The organism is Limnohabitans sp. TS-CS-82 (assembly GCF_002943475.1).
In genome coordinates, this window is sequence record NZ_PTQX01000002.1 from 361,559 (window position 1) to 383,870 (window position 22,312).

The 22,312-nt window shown below is 56.8% G+C and carries 22 protein-coding genes; 10 read left to right on the forward strand and 12 right to left on the reverse strand.

Translation table 11 applies throughout. The features are described 5' to 3' along the window. Window positions 1-7: 7 nt before the first annotated feature. The 5 genes from mltG to C5F52_RS06085 all read left to right on the forward strand — a co-directional run bounded on the left by mltG (window position 8) and on the right by C5F52_RS06085 (window position 4,214). Window positions 8-1,009, forward strand: coding sequence for an endolytic transglycosylase MltG (mltG, locus tag C5F52_RS06065; RefSeq protein WP_104797436.1), 1,002 nt, complete (start codon window positions 8-10; stop codon window positions 1,007-1,009). Between the two features lie 25 nt (window positions 1,010-1,034). After that, the gene (tmk, locus tag C5F52_RS06070) at window positions 1,035-1,700 is read left to right on the forward strand and encodes a dTMP kinase (protein ID WP_104797437.1); all 666 of its coding nucleotides are present in this window, start codon (window positions 1,035-1,037) and stop codon (window positions 1,698-1,700) included. Between the two features lie 13 nt (window positions 1,701-1,713). Then, on the forward strand, window positions 1,714-2,733 hold the full coding sequence (locus C5F52_RS06075; RefSeq protein ID WP_104797438.1) for a DNA polymerase III subunit delta': 1,020 nt from the start codon (window positions 1,714-1,716) through the stop codon (window positions 2,731-2,733). A 9-nt stretch (window positions 2,734-2,742) separates the two neighbouring features. Further along, window positions 2,743-3,537 carry a TatD family hydrolase gene (locus C5F52_RS06080; protein WP_104797439.1) on the forward strand — a complete coding sequence of 265 codons (795 nt, stop codon included), beginning with the start codon at window positions 2,743-2,745 and terminating at the stop codon, window positions 3,535-3,537. 89 nt (window positions 3,538-3,626) lie between these two features. Next, entirely contained in the window at window positions 3,627-4,214 is a 588-nt protein-coding gene (locus C5F52_RS06085; protein WP_236657747.1) for an ankyrin repeat domain-containing protein, read from the forward strand. Window positions 4,215-4,299: 85 nt separating this feature from the next. Here the strand turns inward: C5F52_RS06085 and C5F52_RS06090 are convergent, their stop codons facing one another. The 8 genes from C5F52_RS06090 to guaB all read right to left on the reverse strand — a co-directional run bounded on the left by C5F52_RS06090 (window position 4,300) and on the right by guaB (window position 11,380). Then, window positions 4,300-5,229, reverse strand: coding sequence for an LD-carboxypeptidase (locus C5F52_RS06090; RefSeq protein WP_104797441.1), 930 nt, complete (start codon window positions 5,227-5,229; stop codon window positions 4,300-4,302). Between the two features lie 36 nt (window positions 5,230-5,265). Further along, window positions 5,266-5,682 (reverse strand): methyltransferase, encoded by a 417-nt coding sequence (locus C5F52_RS06095; protein ID WP_104797442.1) that lies wholly within the window; start codon window positions 5,680-5,682, stop codon window positions 5,266-5,268. An 81-nt stretch (window positions 5,683-5,763) separates the two neighbouring features. Continuing rightward, entirely contained in the window at window positions 5,764-6,795 is a 1,032-nt protein-coding gene (gene tadA / locus C5F52_RS06100; protein ID WP_104797443.1) for a tRNA adenosine(34) deaminase TadA, read from the reverse strand. Next, window positions 6,792-7,412: an FMN-binding negative transcriptional regulator gene (locus C5F52_RS06105; protein WP_104797444.1), complete on the reverse strand. Its 621-nt coding sequence runs from the start codon at window positions 7,410-7,412 to the stop codon at window positions 6,792-6,794. The genes tadA and C5F52_RS06105 overlap by 4 nt, the downstream gene beginning before the upstream one ends. A 25-nt stretch (window positions 7,413-7,437) precedes the next feature. After that, window positions 7,438-7,695, reverse strand: coding sequence for a translation initiation factor IF-1 (gene infA / locus C5F52_RS06110; RefSeq protein ID WP_104797445.1), 258 nt, complete (start codon window positions 7,693-7,695; stop codon window positions 7,438-7,440). An 87-nt stretch (window positions 7,696-7,782) separates the two neighbouring features. Then, on the reverse strand, window positions 7,783-8,181 hold the full coding sequence (locus C5F52_RS06115; protein ID WP_104797446.1) for a nuclear transport factor 2 family protein: 399 nt from the start codon (window positions 8,179-8,181) through the stop codon (window positions 7,783-7,785). Between the two features lie 20 nt (window positions 8,182-8,201). Further along, entirely contained in the window at window positions 8,202-9,818 is a 1,617-nt protein-coding gene (gene guaA / locus C5F52_RS06120; protein WP_104797447.1) for a glutamine-hydrolyzing GMP synthase, read from the reverse strand. 92 nt (window positions 9,819-9,910) lie between these two features. Continuing rightward, the gene (gene guaB, locus C5F52_RS06125) at window positions 9,911-11,380 is read right to left on the reverse strand and encodes an IMP dehydrogenase (RefSeq protein WP_104797448.1); all 1,470 of its coding nucleotides are present in this window, start codon (window positions 11,378-11,380) and stop codon (window positions 9,911-9,913) included. Between the two features lie 151 nt (window positions 11,381-11,531). Between guaB and C5F52_RS06130 the strand changes: the two genes are divergently transcribed. The 4 genes from C5F52_RS06130 to C5F52_RS06145 are packed head-to-tail and all read left to right on the forward strand — an operon-like array spanning window position 11,532 to window position 17,438. Further along, entirely contained in the window at window positions 11,532-12,782 is a 1,251-nt protein-coding gene (locus C5F52_RS06130; RefSeq protein WP_146100046.1) for a TolC family protein, read from the forward strand. 16 nt (window positions 12,783-12,798) lie between these two features. Then, window positions 12,799-13,965, forward strand: coding sequence for an efflux RND transporter periplasmic adaptor subunit (locus C5F52_RS06135; protein WP_104797450.1), 1,167 nt, complete (start codon window positions 12,799-12,801; stop codon window positions 13,963-13,965). 5 nt (window positions 13,966-13,970) lie between these two features. Continuing rightward, window positions 13,971-17,081, forward strand: a complete 3,111-nt coding sequence (locus tag C5F52_RS06140; protein WP_104797451.1) for an efflux RND transporter permease subunit — start codon at window positions 13,971-13,973, stop codon at window positions 17,079-17,081. A gap of 15 nt (window positions 17,082-17,096) precedes the next feature. Continuing rightward, window positions 17,097-17,438 carry a P-II family nitrogen regulator gene (locus tag C5F52_RS06145; RefSeq protein ID WP_104797828.1) on the forward strand — a complete coding sequence of 114 codons (342 nt, stop codon included), beginning with the start codon at window positions 17,097-17,099 and terminating at the stop codon, window positions 17,436-17,438. Between the two features lie 33 nt (window positions 17,439-17,471). Here C5F52_RS06145 and C5F52_RS06150 read toward each other — a convergent pair whose 3' ends face one another. From C5F52_RS06150 to C5F52_RS06160, 3 genes are read right to left on the reverse strand one after another with little or no spacing between them, the layout of a single operon-like run. Next, the gene (locus tag C5F52_RS06150; RefSeq protein ID WP_104797452.1) at window positions 17,472-18,491 is read right to left on the reverse strand and encodes a DUF6352 family protein; all 1,020 of its coding nucleotides are present in this window, start codon (window positions 18,489-18,491) and stop codon (window positions 17,472-17,474) included. Window positions 18,492-18,517: 26 nt separating this feature from the next. Beyond that, window positions 18,518-18,883: an RnfH family protein gene (locus C5F52_RS06155; RefSeq protein ID WP_236657748.1), complete on the reverse strand. Its 366-nt coding sequence runs from the start codon at window positions 18,881-18,883 to the stop codon at window positions 18,518-18,520. After that, on the reverse strand, window positions 18,880-19,332 hold the full coding sequence (locus C5F52_RS06160) for a type II toxin-antitoxin system RatA family toxin (RefSeq protein ID WP_104797453.1): 453 nt from the start codon (window positions 19,330-19,332) through the stop codon (window positions 18,880-18,882). Before C5F52_RS06160 ends, C5F52_RS06155 begins: the two co-directional genes overlap by 4 nt. A 47-nt stretch (window positions 19,333-19,379) precedes the next feature. Between C5F52_RS06160 and smpB the strand changes: the two genes are divergently transcribed. Continuing rightward, window positions 19,380-19,856, forward strand: coding sequence for an SsrA-binding protein SmpB (smpB, locus tag C5F52_RS06165; protein WP_104797454.1), 477 nt, complete (start codon window positions 19,380-19,382; stop codon window positions 19,854-19,856). 39 nt (window positions 19,857-19,895) lie between these two features. Here the strand turns inward: smpB and C5F52_RS06170 are convergent, their stop codons facing one another. Then, complete coding sequence (locus C5F52_RS06170; RefSeq protein WP_104797455.1) at window positions 19,896-22,250, reverse strand: YgiQ family radical SAM protein; 2,355 nt, start codon at window positions 22,248-22,250, stop codon at window positions 19,896-19,898. Window positions 22,251-22,312: the final 62 nt, after the last annotated feature.

The following is a 22,312-nucleotide window of genomic DNA, read 5'->3' on the forward strand; positions in this document are numbered from 1 at the left end:
GGTTGTGATGCGGCTCATCAAGCGAATCTTTTGGACGGTGTTGAGTCTGGCCCTGTTGTTGTCAGCGGTCTCTGGCTGGTGGATGTTGACCCCCATGTCGATGCCCACGCCCACTGTGGACGTGTCCATTGAGCCGCAAACCCCTGTGCGCGGCATTGCCCAAGCGGTGGTCGATGCGGGTGTGGATGTGCCGCCCGTGGTGCTGTATGCGTTTTTCCGCGCCAGTGGCCAATCGCGCAAGCTTCGAGCGGGCAGCTACGAGCTGAGCCAAGGCAACACGCCGCTTGATTTGCTGCGCAAGCTAACCCGTGGTGAAGAAAGCCTCAAAGCCATCAGCCTGATCGACGGCTGGACATTCCGCCAATTCCGCGCTGCGTTGGCCAAAGCAGAAGGCCTCAAACACGACACCAAAGGCCTGAGCGATGACGAACTCATGGCCAAGCTGGGCATGCCGGGTGTGGCCCCTGAAGGCAGGTTTTTCCCAGACACCTATACCTACGGCAAAGGCACGTCTGAGCTGCATGTGATGGAACGTGCAGCCAAGGCCATGACCAAACAACTGGCCGCCGCATGGGGCAAACGCCAACCGGACATTCAAATCAAAACGATCGATGAGGCCTTGATTTTGGCCAGCATCGTTGAAAAAGAAACTGGCCGCGAAAGCGACCGCACCACCATCAGCCGTGTATTTCACAACCGTTTGGCCATCGGTATGCCTCTGCAAACCGATCCCACGGTGATTTACGGCATGTTCGACAACTTCGATGGCAACCTGCGCCGTGCAGACTTGCGCACCGACCACCCGTGGAACACCTACACCCGCAAAGGCTTGCCGCTCACGCCCATCGCCATGCCCGGGCGTAATGCGCTCAAGGCCGCCGTGCAACCCGCGCCCAGCAATGCGTTGTACTTTGTGGCCAAGGGTGACGGCACGAGCTACTTCAGCGCGACGCTGGATGAGCACAATGCCGCAGTCAATCGCTACCAACGCAAAGCTGCTGGTCAGTGATGTTGAACAGGCAAAATAGCGGGCTATGACAAAAACAGGTCTGTTCATCAGTTTTGAAGGCATCGACGGCGCGGGCAAGTCCACGCACATCGATGGCTTGGCCGCGGCGTTCAAAGCGCAGGGCCGCCAAGTCACGCTCACCCGCGAGCCCGGCGGCACACCTTTGGCCGAAAAGCTGCGCGAGATGGTGCTGCACGATGCGATGGACTCGCTGACCGAAGCCCTGCTGATCTTCGCGGCCCGCCGCAACCATCTACGCAACGTGATTGAGCCCGCGTTGGCGCGCGGCGACGTGGTGCTGTGTGACCGTTTCACCGACGCCACCTTTGCCTACCAAGGCAGCGGCCGTGGGTTTGATTTGGGTATGCTCAAACAGCTTGAGCAATGGGTACAAGCGATTTCCACTGACGCAGTCAGCCCTTCAAGCAAAGGCTTTCGCCAACCCGATGTGACGGTGTGGTTTGAGCTTGACCCAGCCATTGCCGCTGTGCGCCTAGCCGGTGCACGTGTGCCCGACCGGTTTGAGGCGCAACCCGTTGAGTTTTTCCAAAAAGTATCTGACGGCTATGCCGCCCGCGCCAGAGCCGACGCACAACGTTTTGTCCGCCTAGACGCCGCCCAAACCCGTGAAGCCGTTTGGCAGCAACTGCACCTCAACTTTGTGCAGCGCGGCTGGTTGAGCGCCAATTGATGGCTAGCGTCGCATGACAGAGACCACCACATACGCTAGGCCTGTCTTGAGCCCATGGCTACAAGGCCAACTCACCACCTTGCTAGAGCGACGCGGCCACGCCTGGCTGCTACAAGGCCCATCGGGCTTGGGTCAATACACACTGGGCCTAGAACTGGCCCGTGCTTGGCTGTGCGAGGCACCCACGAAGCAGGGCGCTTGTTACCAATGCCGCAGCTGCCACGCGGTTGATGTGCGCACCCATGCCGACCTGCGTACGCTCATGCCCGAAGCTTTGTCGCTAGAGCTGAGCTGGCCCTTGGACGAGAAAACTCAAAAAGATCTCGACGACAAAAAGCGCAAGCCCAGCAAGGAAATTCGCGTGGAAGCCGCACGCGACATGGTGGCCTTCACCCAACAAACCCGCTCGGGAGGTTCCACCAAAGTGGTGTTTGTTTACCCCGCCGAGCGCATGAACCATGTGACGGCCAACACCATCCTTAAAACCCTCGAAGAGCCGCCAGGAGAATGCCGCTTTGTGCTGGCCAGCGAAGCTGCCCACCAGCTGCTGCCCACCATCCGTAGCCGCTGCCAAACCCACACCATGGTTTGGCCCACCGAGGCTGAAGCCTTGAGCTGGCTGCAAAGCCAAGGCGTGCCCGCCGCAGATGCAGCCGTGTTGCTGCGCGCAGCCGGAGGCCGCCCTGAAGATGCGCTAGATCTGGCCAATACCGGACTCAAAGCCGCGCACTGGGCAGCACTGCCCAAGGCCGTGTTGCGCGGTGATGTAGGCGCAGTGTCAGACGCTACACCATCGCAAGCCATCGCCATGCTGCAAAAGCTGTGTCACGACCTGCTGGCTTTGCGCACGGGCGCTGAACCACGTTTTTTTATGGCGGCAGATTTGCCAGCTGCGGGCACGGTTAGTTCACTCACCCAATGGTCCAAAGACCTGATGGATGCCGCACGCACGTCTGAACACCCCTACAACGCAGGCCTCATGTTTGAAGCCTTGGTGGCACGTGCGCAAACGGCCCTGCGCGCCAAAGATTAAAAGAAAACCATGTTCACCGATTCCCATTGCCACCTGAATTTTCCAGAACTGATTGAGAACATCCACGCCATCCGCGACGACATGGCCAACGCGCAAGTCACACGCGCCTTGGTCATCAGCACAACGCTGGAGCGCTTTCCTGAGGTACACGGATTAGCCACGCAGTTCGACAACTTTTGGGCCACCGTTGGGGTGCACCCCGATAACGAAGGCGTTCAAGAACCCACGCTCGATGACCTGCTGACCCGCGCTCAACTGCCCAAAGTAGTGGGCATTGGCGAAACTGGGTTGGACTATTACCGCTTGGGCGAGCGCACCGTTACCGACATGGAATGGCAGCGCAACCGCTTTCGCATCCACATCGAAGCCGCACAGCATACACAGTTGCCTTTGGTCATCCACACCCGCAGCTCGTCGGCAGACACCGTGGCGATTTTGAAAGAGCAGGGCGAAAACGGCTCAGCCGGCAGTGCAGGGGGCGTGTTTCACTGCTTCACCGAAACCGCAGACGTGGCCCGTGCAGGCTTAGACCTTGGCCTGTACATCTCGTTCTCCGGCATCTTGACCTTCAAAAATGCCCAAGACTTGCGTGACGTCGCGCAATTTGTGCCGATGGACCGCATCTTGATTGAGACTGACAGCCCTTATTTGGCCCCTGTTCCTCATCGAGGCAAGACCAATAATCCATCGTTTGTGCCGTTTGTTGCGCAGCAGATTGCAGAAATCAAAGGCATGACAGTGGAAGCCGTGGCTGAGGCCACCAGTCGCAACTTTGACCAACTTTTCAGCGGTGTTCTTAAATGAGAAAATACTTTAAGTATTTTTTTTATCTATATGTTTTTATTGGGTATTCTTTATCCAATGCAGGTTCGTATGATGATTTTTTTGCAGCAATGCACCTGGACCGAGCCGATGTGATTCAGAAGCTCCTAGTGCGAGGTTTTGACCCCAATACACCTAACGAGAAAGGTGTTGCAGGCCTGTTGGTCGCCATCCAATCAGAAGCGCCCAAATCAGCCTTGACTTTGGCGAAGCACCCACAAGCCAACCTGAATGTCCAAAACCAGTTGGGCGAAACACCACTCATGCTTGCAGCAATTAACAACCATCTAGAACTAGCCAAAGTGTTAATTCAGCGTGGCGCAGAAGTCAACAAAACAGGCTGGACACCCTTGCATTACGCGGCCACACGTGGCCATCGTGAAATGATGCGTTTGTTGCTAGACAACGATGCCTACATTGACAGCGAATCCGCCAATGGCACAACACCTTTGATGATGGCAGCTTATTCAGCGCCGCCTTTGGCTGTGAAGTTGCTGCTGGAAGAAGGTGCAGACCCCACGCTCGTCAACAACGGCAACGCATCTGCCTTGGACTTGGCTGTGCGTGTGGACCAGCCACAAAGCGTTTTCTATATCAAAGCATTCACCGAAGCTTGGTACATCCAAAATCCAATCAAAGAAGAGAGCGCCACCAAGTGAACGCAAGAACCGCAGATCTACGCGGTTTTCTTTGTTTATTTAACTTTACATAATATACATCGTATCAAACAATACAGATTTCAAATCAATGATCAGTATGTGCCCAAAGCAATAAGGCATCACGATCTTCCACCACCAAGTCAATCTTTTCGCCAACGGGTAAACAGAGCTTGGTTGCGACATGGCCAAACGGCAAATCAGTTAGTACGGGCGCTTTGATTTGTGCGCGCAGCCAATCGACCACGCTTTGAAGTTTGAAGCCTTTGTCGTGTGGCGTGAGTTTGTAGTTGCTGAACTGGCCCAAGACGATCGCTTTTTGATCAGCCAAAACGCCTGCATGCAACAACTGCGTGAGCATGCGTTCAACACGGTATGGATGTTCACCCACATCTTCTAAGAACAACACGCCATTTTTAATTTGTGGGAAATAGGGCGTGCCGAGCAAAGAAACCAGCACAGCCAAATTGCCACCCCACAAGACAGCATCGTGCGCCCAGACACCAGGGCGGCGCTTTGCATTGGCAGTTGCACACGCGGTGGAGAAATGCCAACCTGCGCCCTCACCCTGCCCGCTAACCATGTCGTCAAAACAGGCTTCCATGATGTCGTCTGGCTGCTCTGCACCAAAGTCTTCGCCCAAGGCGGGCCCCGCCCAAGTGACCGCCCCAGTTTTGGCAAGCAGTGCGTTTTGAAAAGCTGTGAAGTCGCTCAAACCCACAAACTGCGTGCCTTTGGCAATGGCTTTCGCAACTTGCTTGTATTTGATACTGGGCAAGATGCGTGTGAGGCCGTAACCACCGCGTGAAATCAAGGCCACATCTGCACCGCTGTCAGCCGCGCGATGGATGGCGGCTAGGCGGGTGGCATCGTCACCGGCAAAACGGGTGTAGCTGCTGAGCGCGTCAGCGTCTAACTCCACCTCATGGCCGAGTTTTTTCAAACGGGCCACGCCTCGTTTGAACGCTGCTTTGTCGCGCACCGCGCCGCTGGGAGAATAGATGTAAATATGAGCCATCCCTCCATTGTCGCGGCAAATTTAGGCGTGATTCACTCAACCACGTCTGTAATGGAGCAAGCGACCTCGATACGCACTCAGGTCGTGCAAAGGCTCATTGATGATGATTTCCGTCACGCCAAAACCCATGTTCGCCATGTCTTTGTGAAACGCGCTGCGGTTGCCACGGTTGGGGTCAATGATGAGCACTTCAGCGCCCTCTGCTGCATGCTGTTGGATAAAGCCCGACAACTGAGCCGGGTGGCTGCGCTCATACAACACATCGCTGGCGATGAGCAGGTCAAACGCACCTAAGCCTTTGTTGGACCTGCCCCAGTTACCCGTTTCGTAATGCAAGGGTGGCAATTTGTTCAACAACACATTGGCTTTGAGGAAAGTCTCGGTCAACGGGTGGCAATCGCTGGCGGTGATGTTGCCCTCGCGACGGTGCACCACCAAACTGGCCAAACCCAAGCCGCACCCAAGCCCCTCCTCCTACACCAACCCTCTGAAACTTCACTTCGTAACCGATGGTGGGTGTGGCGTTAGACATGCTTAACTTCGTTTCGGCGGTGGCGTGGGTGCAGGTGCCATCAGCAAGGTGCTTAAGGCACGAGGACCTGCCATGTGGCCACGGTCTGGATATGGCGCATCGCGCAAAGCAGCGGATAGCTCGGGTGTCTCGACCCAATGGATAGGCAATTGCAAATTAGCCAGCAAAGGTGCCATCACACGCGGTGCATGCAAAGCCGACGGCGCGGGCTGTACGCTAGCCAAAAACTCGCGCAGCACTTGTGCGTGCCATGCCAAGCGATGCGTAGCGATTTTTTTAGGCTTGTCAGACAGGCCAAACCCAGGCAAGTCCAAAGCGATCACAGGCTCTGCCGATTGCAGTTGCGGCGCATATTGCACGCTCCAGTCGTCGAGCCCATGCAGATACACATGCGGTGAGGCTTGGGCTTGTGTGTTGCTGGTGCGGTTGTCAAACCAATGCAAACGCAAGCCGTCTAAAGCGGGTAAGTCAGCCGTGAAATGCGACAGCGCAATTGGCACATCCAAACTGGAAAATGCAGCGTCTGAAGTGCGCAAAGCATCATCACGCAAAGGTACTTTGCTCCGCTGTTGCTGAGCACGGCGTTGTTCAAAAAAGCCTTGCAGCAGTGCCGCACATTCGTGGGCCAACACCCCGCCGGTCACTTGGGTTTGGTGGTTGATTTGTTCGTGCGCAAACAGATTGAGTACCGAACCCGCTGCACCTGTTTTAGGCTCGGTCGCGCCAAACACCACGCGCTTGAAACGCGCATGCAAGGTCGCACCGCTGCACATGGCGCAAGGCTCTAGCGTCACATACAAGGTGCAGTCGTCCAGTCGGTAGTTGCCGAGCGCTTGGGCCGCAGCGCGCATCGCATTCACTTCGGCATGCGCTGTGGGGTCATGGCTGGCCAACGGTGCGTTGTGGGCTGAGGCAATCACCTGCCCTGCCCTCACCACCACCGCACCCACCGGCACTTCACCGGCATCGGCAGCAGCTTGCGCTTGGCGCAAGGCCAGCTGCATGAAGCCGATATCTTCAGGCGAATGCGTCATGGCTGCACCATGCCGAGCTTGACCATCCATTCAGCCAAAGCTTGCTCATCCGCAGTGCCCTCTGCATACGCAGCATGCATGGCAACGTGTGATTCCGGTCGATGCTGGTTGAGTTTGAGCTTGCATTGCAGCTCGGTGATGCACAACTCAAACGCTACGATGGCGTTGAGCATTTTGTGTTGGTAGTCTTCACCCAAACCACGCCACTGCGCGGCATAAGGCGGCTCGTGGTCACCAATGAGTTGCTTGAGCAAATGATCTTTGGCTTGCGACTCGTCCACTAAAGTGGCTTCGACTTTGGCATGCACCGCCAAGTAACTCCACGTGGGCACGCGCGTGAGGTCTGGATACACCTTGGGCGACATATAGGCCTGCGGACCCATGAAGGTCACCAGTGCTTGGGGGCGCGACTGCAAATAACGCCAATGCGGGTTGGCCTTGGCACAGTGGCCCAGCAACACGTGCTGGCCATTGGCTTGCGTCAAATGAAGGGGGATGTGTGTGACGGCTGGAAAACCATCGTCATCCACACTGATGAGGCTTGCAAACGGGTACGCCCGCATAAGAGCGAGCGCATGGGCCTCATCTTTGGCTTTGAACTGCGGGGGCAGGTACACGCCAAATTACCGCGTGGCGGCTTGTTTAAAAACGACGTTTGACCGCTGGGCCTGGGCCCTTGCCTTCGATGTGACGGAAGGTCACACGGGCTTTGTTCATGTCGTAAGGCGACAGTTCAACCGTGACCTTGTCGCCTTCGATGATGCGGATGCGGTGCAGGCGCATTTTGCCGGCGGTGTATGCGATCAGTGAGTGACCGTTTTCCAGGGTGACGCGGTAGCGAGAGTCGGGCAAGACCTCGGTCACGACACCCTTCATTTCGATCATTTCTTCTTTTGCCATGTACTCAGTGTTCTCTAATTTAAAAATTCAAGCCCAAATCGGGCAATTGCTAGCAGCCTCAGATTGTAGGCCGTTTGAAGAGCGGCTTTAGGCCTGGGTGGACTGGCCGACAAAGGCCTTGTTCGCAATCTTCCAGCCGTCTTGGGTTTGCAGCAGCACGAAGTAGTCGGTAAAAGTCATAGCACCGTGCACAAGCGTGACGCGAGCGCTGGCGGCTGAGCCAGCCACTTCGATCCAATCGATGCTTCGGCGACGCGTTGCTTCGTCCGCCGCTGGCTTACCCCCAAAGCGTTCGCAGTACATGTCGAGCGGCCAAGAAGTAAACACGCGTTCACGCATGGATTCAATGTGAGCGGTGGGCAAAAACGCCAGCCGCATATAGCTTGCGTCGTCGTGCGCATGACCCAGAAAATATTGCTCAATCGGCGCGCAGGCTGCCAGCTGCTCTGCCGTCAGTGTCGAATTGCTTTGGCTTGGATGTGTCATTTCAAGGTGTCCTTGCCGAGTTATTCCCACTCAATGGTGGCCGGTGGCTTCGATGAAACGTCGTAGGTCACGCGGTTGATGCCACGCACTTCGTTGATGATGCGGCCTGAGACTTTCTTGAGCAGCGCATAGGGCAACTCGGCCCAGTCAGCTGTCATGAAGTCGCTGGTTTGCACGGCGCGCAAGGCCACCACGTAGTCGTAGGTGCGGCCGTCGCCCATCACGCCCACGCTCTTGACGGGCAAGAACACGGTGAAGGCTTGGCTGGTCAAGGCGTACCAAGATTTGCCAGTGGCTTCATCTTTGAAGTTGTGCAGCTCTTCAATAAAGATCGCATCGGCACGACGCAGCAAGTCGGCGTATTCCTTTTTCACTTCGCCCAAAATTCGCACGCCCAAGCCTGGGCCTGGGAACGGGTGGCGGTACACCATGTCGTGCGGCAGGCCCAAAGCCACGCCGAGTTCGCGCACTTCGTCTTTGAACAATTCGCGCAATGGCTCCAACAACTTCAAGCCCAACTGCTCGGGCAATCCGCCCACGTTGTGGTGGCTCTTGATGGTCACGGCCTTTTTGCTCTTAGCGCCGCCGCTCTCGATGACGTCGGGGTAAATCGTGCCTTGGGCTAAGAATGTGGCGCCTTTGTGGCCGCCGTCACCTGCTTTGAGTTTGGCCGCTTGTTCTTTAAACACATCCACAAACAAGCCACCGATGATTTTGCGTTTGGCTTCTGGCTCACTCACTCCCGCCAATTTGCCCAGGAACAGGTCGCTCGCGTCCACGCGAATCACGTGTGCATGCAATTTGCCGACAAACATGTCCATCACCATGTCGCCTTCGTTCAGGCGCAACAGGCCGTGGTCCACAAACACACAGGTGAGTTTGTCGCCAATGGCGCGGTGAATCAGTGCGGCGGCAACGGAGGAATCCACACCCCCGCTCAGACCGAGGATGACCTCTTCGTCACCCACTTGTTTGCGAATGGCTGCCACAGCTTCTTCGATGTAGTCGCCCATGATCCAGTCTGGGCGCGTGCCGCAAATATCCAACACAAAGCGGTTCAACAAAGCTTGACCTTGCACCGTGTGCGTGACTTCTGGGTGGAACTGCACCGCGTAAAACTTGCGCGCTTCATCCGCCATACCAGCGATGGGGCAAGCTGGCGTAGACGCCATGACCTTAAAGCCTTCGGGCAACTGCGTCACCTTGTCGCCGTGGCTCATCCAAACTTTCAGCATGCCGTGGCCTTCGGGCGTGTTGAAGTCTTCAATGTCTTTGAGCAATGCGGTGTGGCCGTGGGCTCGCACTTCTGCGTAGCCAAATTCGCGAGTGGTGCCAGCCTCTACCTTGCCGCCCAGTTGGGTGGCCATGGTTTGCATGCCGTAGCAAATTCCCAGCACGGGCAGGCCCAGCTCAAACACGGCGTCAGGCGCGCGGTCATCCACTTCATACACGCTGGCGTGGCTGCCTGAGAGGATGATGCCCTTCAGATTGCCGTCTTTGGCGTATTCGCGTACCCAGTCGCTGGTCACGTCGCAAGGATGAACTTCACAAAACACATGGGCTTCGCGCACGCGGCGGGCGATGAGTTGGGTGACTTGAGAGCCGAAATCGAGGATGAGGATTTTTTGGTGCGACATAAATAAAAAAGGGCCGTCAAATGGCCTAGCTTGATATTGTCTCAAAAAACAAAGCCACCCCGAAGGGTGGCTGGCGTCAAAACAATAAATGCTTATTCAGCTCGGTAATTCGGCGCTTCTTTGGTGATTTGCACGTCATGCACGTGGCTTTCACGAATGCCCGCAGCCGTGATTTCCACAAACTGAGATTCTTCGTGCATGGCTTCGATCGTGGCGCAACCGCAGTAGCCCATGCTGGCGCGTAAGCCGCCAGCCATTTGGTAAATGATGGACACGACCGAGCCTTTGTAGGGCACGCGGCCCTCAATCCCTTCGGGCACCAGCTTGTCGGCGTTGGGGTTGCCGGTGCTGGACTCTTGGAAGTAGCGGTCGGCACTGCCCTGCTGCATGGCACCAATCGAGCCCATGCCACGGTAGCTCTTGTAGCTGCGACCTTGGAACAACACGATTTCGCCCGGCGCCTCTTCGGTACCCGCAAACATGCCGCCCATCATCACCGTTCCCGCGCCTGCGGCAATGGCTTTGGCAATGTCGCCGCTGTAGCGAATGCCACCGTCGGCAATCAGTGGCACGCCTGTGCCTTTGAGGGCTGTGGCCACGCTGTCCACCGCCATGATTTGGGGCACACCCACACCCGCCACGATGCGGGTGGTACAGATGGAGCCTGGGCCAATGCCCACTTTCACGCCGTCAGCGCCGGCTTCCACCAAGGCCAAAGCAGCTGCACCCGTGGCGATGTTGCCGCCGATGACTTCGATGTGGGGGTAGTTTTGTTTGACCCAACGCACGCGCTCGATCACACCTTTGCTGTGGCCGTGCGCGGTGTCCACCACGATGGCATCCACGCCAGCACGGGACAAGGCCTCGACCCGTTCTTCGGTGCCCTCGCCCACACCCACCGCAGCGCCTACGCGCAGCTTGCCTGCGGCATCGCGTGCGGCATTGGGGAAGTTGAGTTGTTTGGTGATGTCTTTGACGGTGATCAAGCCTTTGAGCTCAAACGCATCATTGACCACCAACAAACGCTCGAGCTTGTGTTTGTTCAACAGGTGCTTGGCTTGCTCGGGCGTGGTGCCTTCAGGCACGGTGACCAAGCGCTCACGCGGCGTCATGATTTCGCTGACACGTTGGTCGTAGCGGGTCTCGAACCGCAAATCACGGCCAGTGACGATACCGACCACTTTGCCGCCATCGCACACGGGAAAGCCTGACACGCCCAGCTCTTCCGACAGGGCCATCACTTGGCGCACGGTGGTTTCGGGGGTGATGACCACGGGGTCACGCAACACGCCCGATTCATAACGCTTAACCTTGGCCACTTGGGCCGCTTGCTCTTGCGCGGTGAGGTTTTTGTGCACGATGCCAATGCCGCCTTCTTGCGCGATGGCAATGGCCAAACGCGCTTCCGTGACCGTGTCCATGGCCGCAGAGACCAAGGGCAAGTTCAGACGGATGTTGCGGGTGAATTGCGTTGCAAGCGATGTGTCCTTGGGCAGGACTTGAGAGAACGCGGGGACGAGCAGAACGTCGTCAAAAGTGAGGGCTTTGCCAAGCAGGCGCATGTTGATAGCTCCAAAAACAGCATTGTACGTAAGGGGTAAATACGACTTGTATACAGCAGCAAGATTGAACTATTCCTTAATGAATGGATGGCATTGACGCTTCTACGACAATGCCGTATCAATTTGCAAAATCTGCACAAAGGTGATTCGTTTGACATCGCACCCAAAACAACAACTGACCGCCCTGCTGCTGTGTATCTCTGCCACTTTCGGGAATTTAGCGTGTGCTGAATCTGTGAAACTCAGCTTGCCAGATTTAGAAAACATGATGTTCACCCAAAGCCCTGCCTTGCGCAGCGCGACCAACGCCGTGGACGCAGCGCGTGCAGCCGTGGACACCGCACGAACCATCCCCAACCCACAAATTGAAGTGATGAACGGCACACGCAAGCCGCGTCCTGGTTACACGGACACACATGCGAACGCCAACCTGAAATCTATCAGCTTGACCCAAGACTTAGACATGCCTTGGCACCGCTTCCCCCGCGTGGACGGTGCGCTGGCGGGCCTAAGCGCAGCCCAAGCCAACGAGCAATCATTCAGAGCCGACATGCGGGCCCAGCTGCGTTTGCGCTATTACGACTTGGTGCGACGCACGGCTGAAAACCGCGTGGCTCGCGAAGACGTGAAGTTGATGGAAGGCATTCACAAACGCATTGAGTTGCAAGTTGAGACGGGTGAGAAAGCCAAGTTCGAACTGGTCAAAGCCAACGCCGAATTGTTGAACGCTCAAAAAATGCAAGAGTCCGCCACGTTGCGTGTGCGCCAGTCACGTGGCGCTTTACGTGCCTTGGTGGGTGTGACTTTGCCCGAAGCATTTGAGGTTCAAGAGCAAACCCACACGTTTGCGCCCCCTGCCCCGCTGAATGAAGTGCGCGACGCTGTGTTGAAAACCAACCCTGAACTGCAACGCACCCGCGCCGAGCGCCAACAGCTGGATCGCAAGCTGAGCGAAGAAAAATCTTTGCGCTTCCCCAAGTTTGCGCTGCGTGCAGACCAGGACCAAGATCCCGAATGGCGCAGCAAACGCGTGGGCGTGGCGATGAACCTGCCCTTGTGGGACTGGCGTGGCGGCCCTGTGGGCGAAGCCGCTGCCAAGCTCTCGCAAACAGACAACCAACTGGCCTACCAAGAATTCTCTTTGCTGCAATCGCTGGAAGCGGCGTATCAGCAATACGACATTGCCAATGCCCAAGTGGTTGCCTTAGAAGGCGGCATCGTTCGCCATGCAGCCAATGCTTTGCGCATTGCGGAGCTGGCCTACAAAGCTGGTGAGAAAAGCTTCTTAGATGTGATGGATGCGCAACGCGTCTACCGAGCCGCACGCAACGAACTCATCACCGCTCAGTTTGAGCTGGCCAGCGCTTGGGCCGAAATTGAACGCCTGCGCGCAAATACCTGATCACAAGAAGGTTTCCATGTATTTCAACCATCTCACATTGCGCACACTCACGGGCCTGTTGTTGTGTAGCGCCTTGGCTTTGTCGGCTTGTAAAAAAGCCACGGTGCAAGAAGCCACCAGCACCGAAAGTGATGCCATGCGCGTGTTTGCGCCTGAAAGCTTGAAGGCGCAAATTCAAGTCGCTGACGTGGTCAGCTTCGAGTTGTCTGACACGCTGCGCGTGGCCGGCCAAATTGACTTTGACGAACAAGCTCTCACCCGCATTGGCGCCAGTGTCACAGGCCGCGTGACCCAAATTCATGCACAGCTGGGCAACGTGGTGAACAAGGGCGACACACTGGCCTTGATCAACAGCAGCGAACTGTCGGGCTCGCAGCTGGCTTACCTCAAAGCCCGCTCAGAAAAAGAGCTGCATCGCCGCAATGTGGAGCGCGCCAAAACGCTGTTTGATGCAGACGTCATCAGCGCAGCCGAACTACAACGTCGTGAAAACGAATACGAAATTGCCTCGGCAGAAACGCGCGCAGCCCAAGACCAGTTGCGCGTGCTGGGCGTGAGCGCCAAAGCCATCGAGCGTCTGGCATCAACCGGCACCATCGACTCTGTAGCCGGCGTGGTGGCCACCATCAAAGGTGTGGTGGTAGAGCGAAAAATTGCTGCTGGCCAAGTGGTGCAACCCTCCGATGTGTTGTTTGCCGTGGCCGACTTAAGCCGTGTCTGGGCCGTGGCCCAAGTGCCAGAGCAGCAAATCAGTCAAGTCAAAGTGGGTCAATCGGTGAGCATCGAAGTGCCAGCCCTTGCCAATGAAAAACTGGTGGGCAAACTCATTTATGTGGGCCAAACCGTCAACCCTGACACCCGTACCGTGCTGGTTCGCACAGAGCTGGACAACAGCAGCGGTCGCCTCAAGCCATCCATGTTGGCCTCGATGTTGATCGAGTCCGCACCTGTGCCGCGCGTGGTCGTACCCATCACGGCGGTGGTGCGACAAGACGAAGTCGACCACGTGTTCGTGGAAGAGTCCAACAGCTACTTCCGCCTCATTCCCGTCAAGCTGGCGGCCGAGCAAAACGGCCAGCGCGTGGTGTTGGAAGGCCTCAAGCCAGGCATGCGCATCGTCTCAGAAGGTGCGTTCCATTTGAACAACCATCGCAATCTCGCTGAGATGGAAAACGGGGGCTAAGCACCATGTTGGAATCTCTCGTTCGCGCTGCGCTCAAGCAGCGCTTGGTGGTCTGCGTCATTGCCGTTGTCTTTTTGTTCTTTGGCTTGCATGCGGCCACCAAACTCTCGGTCGACGCTTTTCCTGACGTGACCAACGTGCAGGTGCAAATTGCCACCGAAGCACCCGGTCGTTCGCCTGAAGAGGTTGAGCGGTTCGCCACCGTGCCCATCGAAGTTGCCATGACGGGCTTGCCTGGTTTGACCGAGTTGCGCTCGCTCAACAAGCCCGGCTTGTCGCTCATCACCCTCGTGTTTACCGACAGCACCAGTGTTTACTTTGCGCGTCAGTTGGTGATGGAGCGTTTGATGGAAGTGGGCCAACGCTTGCCCGCAGGCATCACCCCCGTGCTGGGGCCTGTGTCCTCAGGACTGGGCGAGGTTTACCAATACACACTAGAACACGCCAACGATGGCAGCCGTGAACTGAGCGAAGAAGAACTCACCCAACGCCGCGTGGTGCAAGACTGGGTGCTGCGCCCATTGCTGCGCTCAATTCCTGGCGTGGCAGAAATCAACTCGCAAGGCGGTTACGTCAAGCAGTACCACGTGCTGGTGAACCCCGAGCGTTTGCGCCATTACCGCATCAGTTTGTCTGAGGTGTATGACGCTGTCTCACGCAACAACGCCAACTCCGGTGGCGGTGTGCTGCCCCAAGCGGCAGAACAATATTTGATTCGTGGCGTGGGCTTGATTCAAGGCGTGAACGACCTCGGCCAAATCGTGTTGAAAGAAATCAACGGCACACCGGTGTACATGCGCGATGTGGCCGAAGTCAAACTCGGCCACGATGTACGCCAAGGCGCACTCATCAAAAATGGCACCACCGAAGCGGTGGGCGGCATTGTGATGATGATGACCGGCGGCAACGCCAAAGAAGTGGTGAGTCGCATCAAAACCCGTGTGAAAGAAATCAACGACCGCGGCATGTTGCCCAATGACTTGAAGGTGGTGCCCTACTACGACCGCTCAGAGCTGGTGGATGCCGCGCTGTGGACCGTCACCAAAGTGCTGATTGAAGGCGTGGTGTTGGTGGTGATTGTGTTGTTCTTGTTTTTGGGTGATGTGCGTTCCTCGCTCATCGTCGTGGCCACCTTGGTGCTGACGCCCTTGCTCACTTTCATGGCCATGAACAAGCTGGGCATCTCAGCCAACCTCATGTCGCTGGGCGGCCTGGCCATTGCGATTGGCTTGATGGTGGACGGCTCGGTGGTGGTGGTGGAGAACGCTTACGCCCGTTTGGGCCGCGCCGCTGAGTTGGGCGAAAGCAAGGTGCGCGGCATTTTGAATGCTGTGCTCGAAGTGGCCACACCCGTTATTTTTGGCGTGGGCATCATCATTTTGGTGTTCTTACCCTTGATGACTTTGCAAGGCATGGAAGGCAAGATGTTTGCCCCCCTCGCCTATACCATCGCCATTGCATTGGCTGTGTCACTGCTGTTGTCGATGACCTTGTCGCCTGTGCTGTCCTCGTATTTGCTCAAGCCGCCAGTGGGCGATGGCGACCACGACACACCGCTCATCAAAGCGCTCAAGTCACGCTACTTGAAGTTGCTGGACTTGGCCATGTCCAACCAAAAACGCACGGTGCAGGTGTCGCTGGCCACCTTTGTGTTGGCTGTGCTGATACTGCCCTTCTTGGGCACGGCGTTCATTCCTGAAATGAAAGAAGGCTCGGTGGTGCCCGGCATCAACCGCGTACCCAATATTTCATTGAATGAATCCATCAAGATGGAAATGCAGGCCATGAAGTTGGTCATGACGGTGCCCGGCGTCAAATCTGCCATCTCAGGTTTGGGCCGTGGTGAATCGCCTGCCGACCCACAAAGCGTGAACGAATCCACGCCCATCGTCAGCTTGAAGCCTCGCAGCGAATGGCCTTCGGGCTGGGACCAAACCGACATCACCAACGCGATGAACGACAAGCTCAAGGTCTTGCCCGGCGTACAAATTGTGATGGCACAGCCCATCTCCGATCGCGTGGACGAGATGGTCACCGGCGTGCGTTCAGACATCGCGGTGAAAGTGTTTGGCGACGATTTGGATGACCTCAAACGCGTGGCCAACCAAATTGCCAAAGTGGCGCAAACCATTCAAGGCGCACAAGACTTGCGCGTGGAGCGCATCTCGGGTCAGCAGTATTTGCAAATTGACATTGACCGCCAAGCCATTGCACGCATGGGTCTGAACGTGTCGGATGTGAATGACATGATCGAAACCGCGATTGGCGGCAAAGTGGCCTCCGAGGTATTTGAAGGCGAACGTCGCTTCTCTGCCGTGGTGCGTTTGCCCGAGCGTTTTCGCGACAACATTGAAGCCATCTCCAACATCATCCTCAACTCGGCCAATGGCGCGCAAGCCCGCTTGGCTGACATGGCCAAGATTCAGGTGCTCGATGGTCCAGCCCAAATTTCACGCGAAATGGCCAAGCGCCGCATTGTGGTGGGCATCAACGTGAAAGACCGAGACCTCGGCAGCTTTGTGAAAGAGCTACAGGCCAAGGTCGACAGCAAGGTCAAGCTGCCTGAGGGCTATTACTTGGAATGGGGCGGCCAGTTCCAAAACATGGAACGTGCCTTGGGCCACTTGAAAATCATTGTTCCCATCACGGTGGCGGCGATTTTCTTCTTGCTGTTCTTGCTGTTCAACTCGGTCAAGTTCGCCACGCTGATCATCACAGTGCTGCCGTTTGCGTCGGTGGGTGGCGTGATTGGCTTGTTTGTTTCTGGCGAGTATTTGTCAGTCCCTGCGTCTGTGGGTTTCATTGCGCTGTGGGGCATTGCGGTGCTCAACGGTGTGGTGCTGGTGTCGTACATCCGCAGCTTGCGTGAAGGCGGCATGTCGGTCAAAGACGCGGTGCTCGAAGGCGCACGCCAACGCTTCCGCCCCGTGATGATGACCGCCACGGTCGCCATGCTGGGCCTGATTCCGTTCCTTATTTCAGACGGCCCCGGCTCTGAAGTGCAGCGCCCCTTGGCCATTGTGGTGATTGGTGGACTGATCACCTGCACCTTGCTGACCTTGGTGGTGGTGCCCACGATTTATCACTGGTTCGACGAAGCCGAACCCGAAGCTTGAGTGAAAGAAAACGACATGAAAGAAATCAAAGCCATCATTCGCCCTTCCAAGCTGCCCACCTTGCGCGAAAAACTGCGCAGCTTGCCTGGCTTTCCGGGCATGACCGTGAGCAAGGCAGAAGGCTGCTCGGCACCCAGCCTGCACACCCCTGCAAATTTGAAAGAAGAGCTGACAGACTACACACCCAAAGTACGCATTGAAATTGTGTCGCCCGATGAGCTGTGCGACAGCATCGTGGACCTGATTGTTCACACCGCACAAATCGGCCAAATTGGCGATGGTCTGGTGTGGGTCACCGACATCACGCGCGCGGTGTTTTTATACAAATCGGTCGCGGGGCCGATTGAGCGCCCCTGACAACGCAAGCCAAGCCTCAGTGCTTGGCTTTTTTTATGAGCGCTGTGCCAAAGGCAAATTCAGCAACAAGTTTTGCGGCTTAAGCTTCAAACGCTGATTGGCATCCACCGCCATGGCCAAGTACACGGGCTTGCCGCGCACCTCGGCCAACATGTCGTTGGGCTCCACGAATTCCAACTTGAACAAACACAGCAAGCGTTCCATGCGTTCAGCATCCACCTCTTTGCCTTGGTAGAGGTCGTTCAACACACCGCTGGCTTGGGCATCTAGGCCCACATGCCACACCCAATGGTCGTCGTTGATCTCGCGCTCAGTTTGGATGCGCACCTGCACGCCCAAGAAGTGTTGCACCCACTTGGCTAACACCTCGCACAGCGCGTTCAATGCAGGCTGGCCACGGTTGAGGCTGACCACCCAATCAAAACTCTCGCTACGGGGCCAATACGCGTCTTGGTTGTCCTCGTTGAGCACATCCAAGTCCACGCTGCGCAGTTTGATGCCGCCTTGCTTGAGCAATTCACCAATTGAGCCAAAGCCGCTTTGTGTGGCGTGGCGCTCGACCGTTTCGTCGTCAGCCGCCATGACAGAACCGTCTTCCAGCACGGTGATTTTTTGGGTGTGCATCAGCATCTCGGCCACACGCGCTTGCATGGCCGTGGGCGCTTCGCCCAAGACATGACGCAACAAGATGTGGGTGATGTGCTGCACCAACAGCGGTGGCACATCCACGCCCTCGCCTTTGAACAAGGCGATGTAGCTGGCTTCTAAGGTAGGCAGCGTGGTGATGCGCTGGCGAAAGCGCAACCACACGGCGTAGTTGTCGGCGGCGTCTTTGTCTTGCAGCTCAGCCAGTTCTTGCGCGTTGACTTCTCGGCGCGGTTGCTCTACCAAGCTGTGGTGCAACGCCACTTCGGCGGCGCATGAGCTGGCAATGGGGGCCAACTCGGGACGTTCCAAAAGAAAGCGCAAAAAGTCGTCCGTCACCACCAAGTGGCCGGCCTCATTGGACGTGAGCAGCGAATAGCCGCAGGTGGGCCAGAGAGGATTTGTCATGGTTGTTTGCCTGAGTTTGGTTACGCTTAGTAGCCGGGCTTCGCGCCCGCGCGGCGCTTAGAGAACAAGCCTGCGCGGCTGGTGCCTTGTTTTTGGAATCGCTCACGACGCGCTACCTTTGGGTCAACGGTCAAAGCACGGCAAATTTCAATACGGTCTAAATCGCGCAACACATGGTTGGGCGTGGTCTTCTTGCCCCATATGCAGACGGTAAAGGCTTCTGGCTGGCTGAGGTCAATTTCTGGACATTCAGCCAGCAAACCGCTTTGCTGCAAGGTTTGCATCACCGTCACGCCTGCGCTGAGCGGCAACACGCGCTCATGCACCACACGGGGTGAGGGCGAATACATCACGGTGATGTGGACGGTGGCATTCACGTTGTCAGTACTCACGCGACGTACACCTGCTCTGCACGCTTCACAAACGCATCCACCAAGGTGGCGGCAATTTTGTCGAACACGGGGCCAACCAAGGTGCCAAACATGCTCTCAAATGCGTAGTTCAAGGTCAGCTCAATGCGGCAAGCGCGTTGGGGCTCTTGGGTGTTGGGGTCTAGTAGCGGGTGAAAATCCCAAGTGCCGTCGAGGTGCTTGAACGGGCCGTCGACCAACTCTAGCTTGACTTGCCGACCTTCAATGTGCACGTTACGCGTGGTGAAGCTTTTGTGAAAGCCACCGAAGGTCATGCCCACTTGGGCGGTGGCACCATCGGCATGAGACTCGACCACGCCAGCCCGGTCGCACCAAGGTAAAAACTCAGGATATCGGGCCACATCGGTGACCAGCGCAAACATTTCTTCAGCGCTGAACCAAATAAGAACGGACTTGTGTACGGTTTTCATAGAATGGTCCACATTGTAAGAAGCTCTACTGTCCCCACATTACCTAAATGGCTACCAAAAAACCTGCAACTCAATCGCGCATCGCTGACAACAAAAAGGCGGCGTACAACTACTTCTTCGAAGAAAAGTTCGAGGCAGGCATGGTGCTGGAAGGCTGGGAGGTCAAATCTGCCCGAGAAGGCAAAGTGCAGCTCACCGATGGTTATGTGGTGGTGCGCAACGGCGAGCTGTTTTTGATCGGCTGCCAAATCAACCCGCTGCACACGGCGTCCAGCCATGTCAACCCAGACAATGTGCGCACGAAAAAATTGCTGCTCAAAAAAGATGAGATCAAACGTCTGATCAGCAAGGTCGAACAAAAAGGCCACACACTCGTGCCCATCAACCTGCACTGGAAGAACGGCAAGATCAAATGTGAAATCGCGCTGGCCAAAGGCAAAGCCGAACACGACAAGCGCGACACCATCAAAGACCGCGAAGGCAAGCGCGAGGTGGAGCGTGCGATGAAGTCGCGCAGCCGCTAAACACATCTGTCTGAGCGGTTCTCGCTCAGACGTCTCTCATCAACGGTTGGGTTTACGTTTGGCCACGTTGGCGCTGGGTTTGCCTGCGCCATTCACGCGCGGTGGTAAACCTGTGTGCTGTGTGAGCACACGGCCTTTGGTGGGGGTCGCCGTGCTGTTCTTGCGACGCGCACTGGTGTAGCCGCCATCGGTCAAGGGCTGAAACGTAGGAATCAAATGCTGCTTGCCATTGCCAATCAAGTCGGCACGGCCCATGGACTTCAAGGCTTCGCGCAGCAAAGGCCAGTTGTTCGCATCGTGGTAGCGCAAAAAGGCTTTGTGCAAACGGCGGCGGCGTTCACCGCGCACGATGTCCACGCTCTCACTGGTGCGCGTCACGCGGCCCAAAGGGTTGCGGCCTGAGTGGTACATGGCCGTAGCCGTGGCCATAGGGCTGGGGTAGAAGGTTTGTACTTGGTCTGCGCGAAAGCCATTGCGCTTGAGCCACAGGGCCAAGTTCATCATGTCTTCGTCACTGGTGCCGGGGTGGGCGGCGATGAAATACGGCACGAGGAATTGTTTTTTGCCCACTTCGGCGCTGTACTTGTCAAACATCTGTTTGAACTTGTCGTAGCTGCCAATGCCGGGCTTCATCATCTTGGACAGCGGCCCGCCCTCGGTGTGTTCGGGCGCGATTTTGAGGTAGCCACCCACGTGGTGCTGCACCAACTCTTTCACGTACTCGGGCGACTGCACGGCCAAGTCATAACGCAGGCCCGAGCCAATCAGAATTTTCTTCACACCCTTCAATTCGCGCGCGCGGCGGTACATGTGGATGAGCGAGCTGTGGTCGGTGTTGAGGTTTTGGCAAATGCCTGGGTACACGCAGCTGGGTTTGCGACACGCGGACTCAATCTCTGGGCTTTTACAACCGATGCGATACATATTGGCCGTGGGGCCACCGAGGTCTGAAATGACGCCCGTGAAGCCCGGCACTTTGTCGCGGATGTCTTCAATCTCGCGAATGATGGAGTCTTCGCTGCGGCTTTGGATGATGCGACCCTCGTGCTCGGTGATCGAGCAAAACGTGCAACCGCCAAAGCAACCGCGCATGATGTTGACGCTGAAGCGAATCATCTCCCACGCAGGAATTTTGGTCGCGCCATCGTGGCTGCCGTTCTCGTCGGCGTAAATCGGATGCGGGCTTCGGGCGTAAGGCAAGTCAAACACCAAGTCCATCTCAGCCGTGGTCAGCGGAATGGGTGGTGGCGTGACCCACACGTCGCGTGCGGTGTGACCTTCGCCGTGGGCTTGCACCAAGGCGCGAGCGTTGCCAGGGTTGGTTTCTAAGTGCAGCACGCGGTTAGCGTGGGCGTAGAGCACGGGGTCTGACTTGACTTGCTCGTACGCGGGCAAACGGATGACGCTGCGTTCACGCGGCGGTACTTTGAGCTTGCCTTTGCCCTGCAATGCGGCGTTGGCCACAAAGTTCAAAGGGGAAATGGTGAAGCCAGCTTCGGCTTTGGAACCTGAGGGCGCATTGCCTGCATTGGCGTTGGCTGCATCCGCCACCGCATTGGCCTCGTCTTCGCGTGCACAGGTTTCGCCTTGTGCTTTGGCTTGGTCGCTGACCATCAAATACGGGTTGACGTGGGCTTCTACCCTGCCCGGTACGTCGATGCTGGACGAGTCAATCTCAAACCAGCCTTCAGGCGTTTCGCGGCGCACAAAAGCCGTGCCGCGCACGTCAGTGATGTCTTGAACCGGCTCTTTGGCCGCCAAACGGTGGGCGATTTCGACAATCGCGCGTTCGGCGTTGCCGTACAGCAGTAAATCGCACTTGCTATCCACCACGATGGAGCGGCGCACTTTGTCGGACCAATAGTCGTAATGTGCAATGCGGCGCAGCGAGCCTTCGATTCCGCCCAGCACGATGGGCACGTCGTTGTAGGCCTCTTTGCAACGTTGGCTGTAGACCAAGGCTGCCCGATCAGGACGCTTACCGCCGATGTCGCCAGCGGTGTAAGCGTCATCGCTGCGAATTTTGCGATCCGCCGTGTAGCGGTTGATCATCGAATCCATGTTGCCGGCGGTCACGCCGAAAAACAGGTTGGGTTTGCCCAATGCCTTGAACGGGTCGGCACTTTGCCAATCAGGTTGGGCAATGATGCCCACACGAAATCCTTGGTTCTCAAGCATGCGGCCAATCACGGCCATGCCAAAGCTCGGGTGATCCACATACGCGTCGCCCGTGACGATGATGATGTCGCAGCTGTCCCAGCCGAGCTGTGTCATTTCCTCGCGCGACATCGGTAAAAACGGGGCCGTGCCAAAACGGGCCGCCCAGTATTTGCGGTAACTGGTCAGCGGCTTGGCGTTGCGGGGGAAAAGGGAGACGTCGGCGTAGGCATTCATGAAGGGCATAAGTGTACGGGTTAGCCCCTTCCCTTCGGGTTTTAGGGGCTATCGGCCCAAGC

Excerpts from the sequence above, each read along its gene's own strand:
- C5F52_RS06140 (WP_104797451.1), top strand. The coding sequence starts at position 13,971 with ATGTTGGAATCTCTCGTTCGCGCTGCGCTCAAGCAGCGCTTGGTGGTC.
- C5F52_RS06075 (WP_104797438.1), top strand. The coding sequence starts at position 1,714 with ATGACAGAGACCACCACATACGCTAGGCCTGTCTTGAGCCCATGGCTA.
- C5F52_RS06085 (WP_236657747.1), top strand. The coding sequence starts at position 3,627 with ATGCACCTGGACCGAGCCGATGTGATTCAGAAGCTCCTAGTGCGAGGT.
- C5F52_RS06115 (WP_104797446.1), bottom strand. The coding sequence starts at position 8,181 with ATGACACATCCAAGCCAAAGCAATTCGACACTGACGGCAGAGCAGCTG.
- C5F52_RS06080 (WP_104797439.1), top strand. The coding sequence starts at position 2,743 with ATGTTCACCGATTCCCATTGCCACCTGAATTTTCCAGAACTGATTGAG.
- C5F52_RS06170 (WP_104797455.1), bottom strand. The coding sequence starts at position 22,250 with ATGAATGCCTACGCCGACGTCTCCCTTTTCCCCCGCAACGCCAAGCCG.
- C5F52_RS06090 (WP_104797441.1), bottom strand. The coding sequence starts at position 5,229 with ATGGCTCATATTTACATCTATTCTCCCAGCGGCGCGGTGCGCGACAAA.
- C5F52_RS06145 (WP_104797828.1), top strand. The coding sequence starts at position 17,097 with ATGAAAGAAATCAAAGCCATCATTCGCCCTTCCAAGCTGCCCACCTTG.
- guaA (WP_104797447.1), bottom strand. The coding sequence starts at position 9,818 with ATGTCGCACCAAAAAATCCTCATCCTCGATTTCGGCTCTCAAGTCACC.
- infA (WP_104797445.1), bottom strand. The coding sequence starts at position 7,695 with ATGGCAAAAGAAGAAATGATCGAAATGAAGGGTGTCGTGACCGAGGTC.
- guaB (WP_104797448.1), bottom strand. The coding sequence starts at position 11,380 with ATGCGCCTGCTTGGCAAAGCCCTCACTTTTGACGACGTTCTGCTCGTC.
- C5F52_RS06160 (WP_104797453.1), bottom strand. The coding sequence starts at position 19,332 with ATGAAAACCGTACACAAGTCCGTTCTTATTTGGTTCAGCGCTGAAGAA.
- C5F52_RS06150 (WP_104797452.1), bottom strand. The coding sequence starts at position 18,491 with ATGACAAATCCTCTCTGGCCCACCTGCGGCTATTCGCTGCTCACGTCC.
- tmk (WP_104797437.1), top strand. The coding sequence starts at position 1,035 with ATGACAAAAACAGGTCTGTTCATCAGTTTTGAAGGCATCGACGGCGCG.
- smpB (WP_104797454.1), top strand. The coding sequence starts at position 19,380 with ATGGCTACCAAAAAACCTGCAACTCAATCGCGCATCGCTGACAACAAA.
- C5F52_RS06135 (WP_104797450.1), top strand. The coding sequence starts at position 12,799 with ATGTATTTCAACCATCTCACATTGCGCACACTCACGGGCCTGTTGTTG.
- tadA (WP_104797443.1), bottom strand. The coding sequence starts at position 6,795 with ATGACGCATTCGCCTGAAGATATCGGCTTCATGCAGCTGGCCTTGCGC.
- mltG (WP_104797436.1), top strand. The coding sequence starts at position 8 with ATGCGGCTCATCAAGCGAATCTTTTGGACGGTGTTGAGTCTGGCCCTG.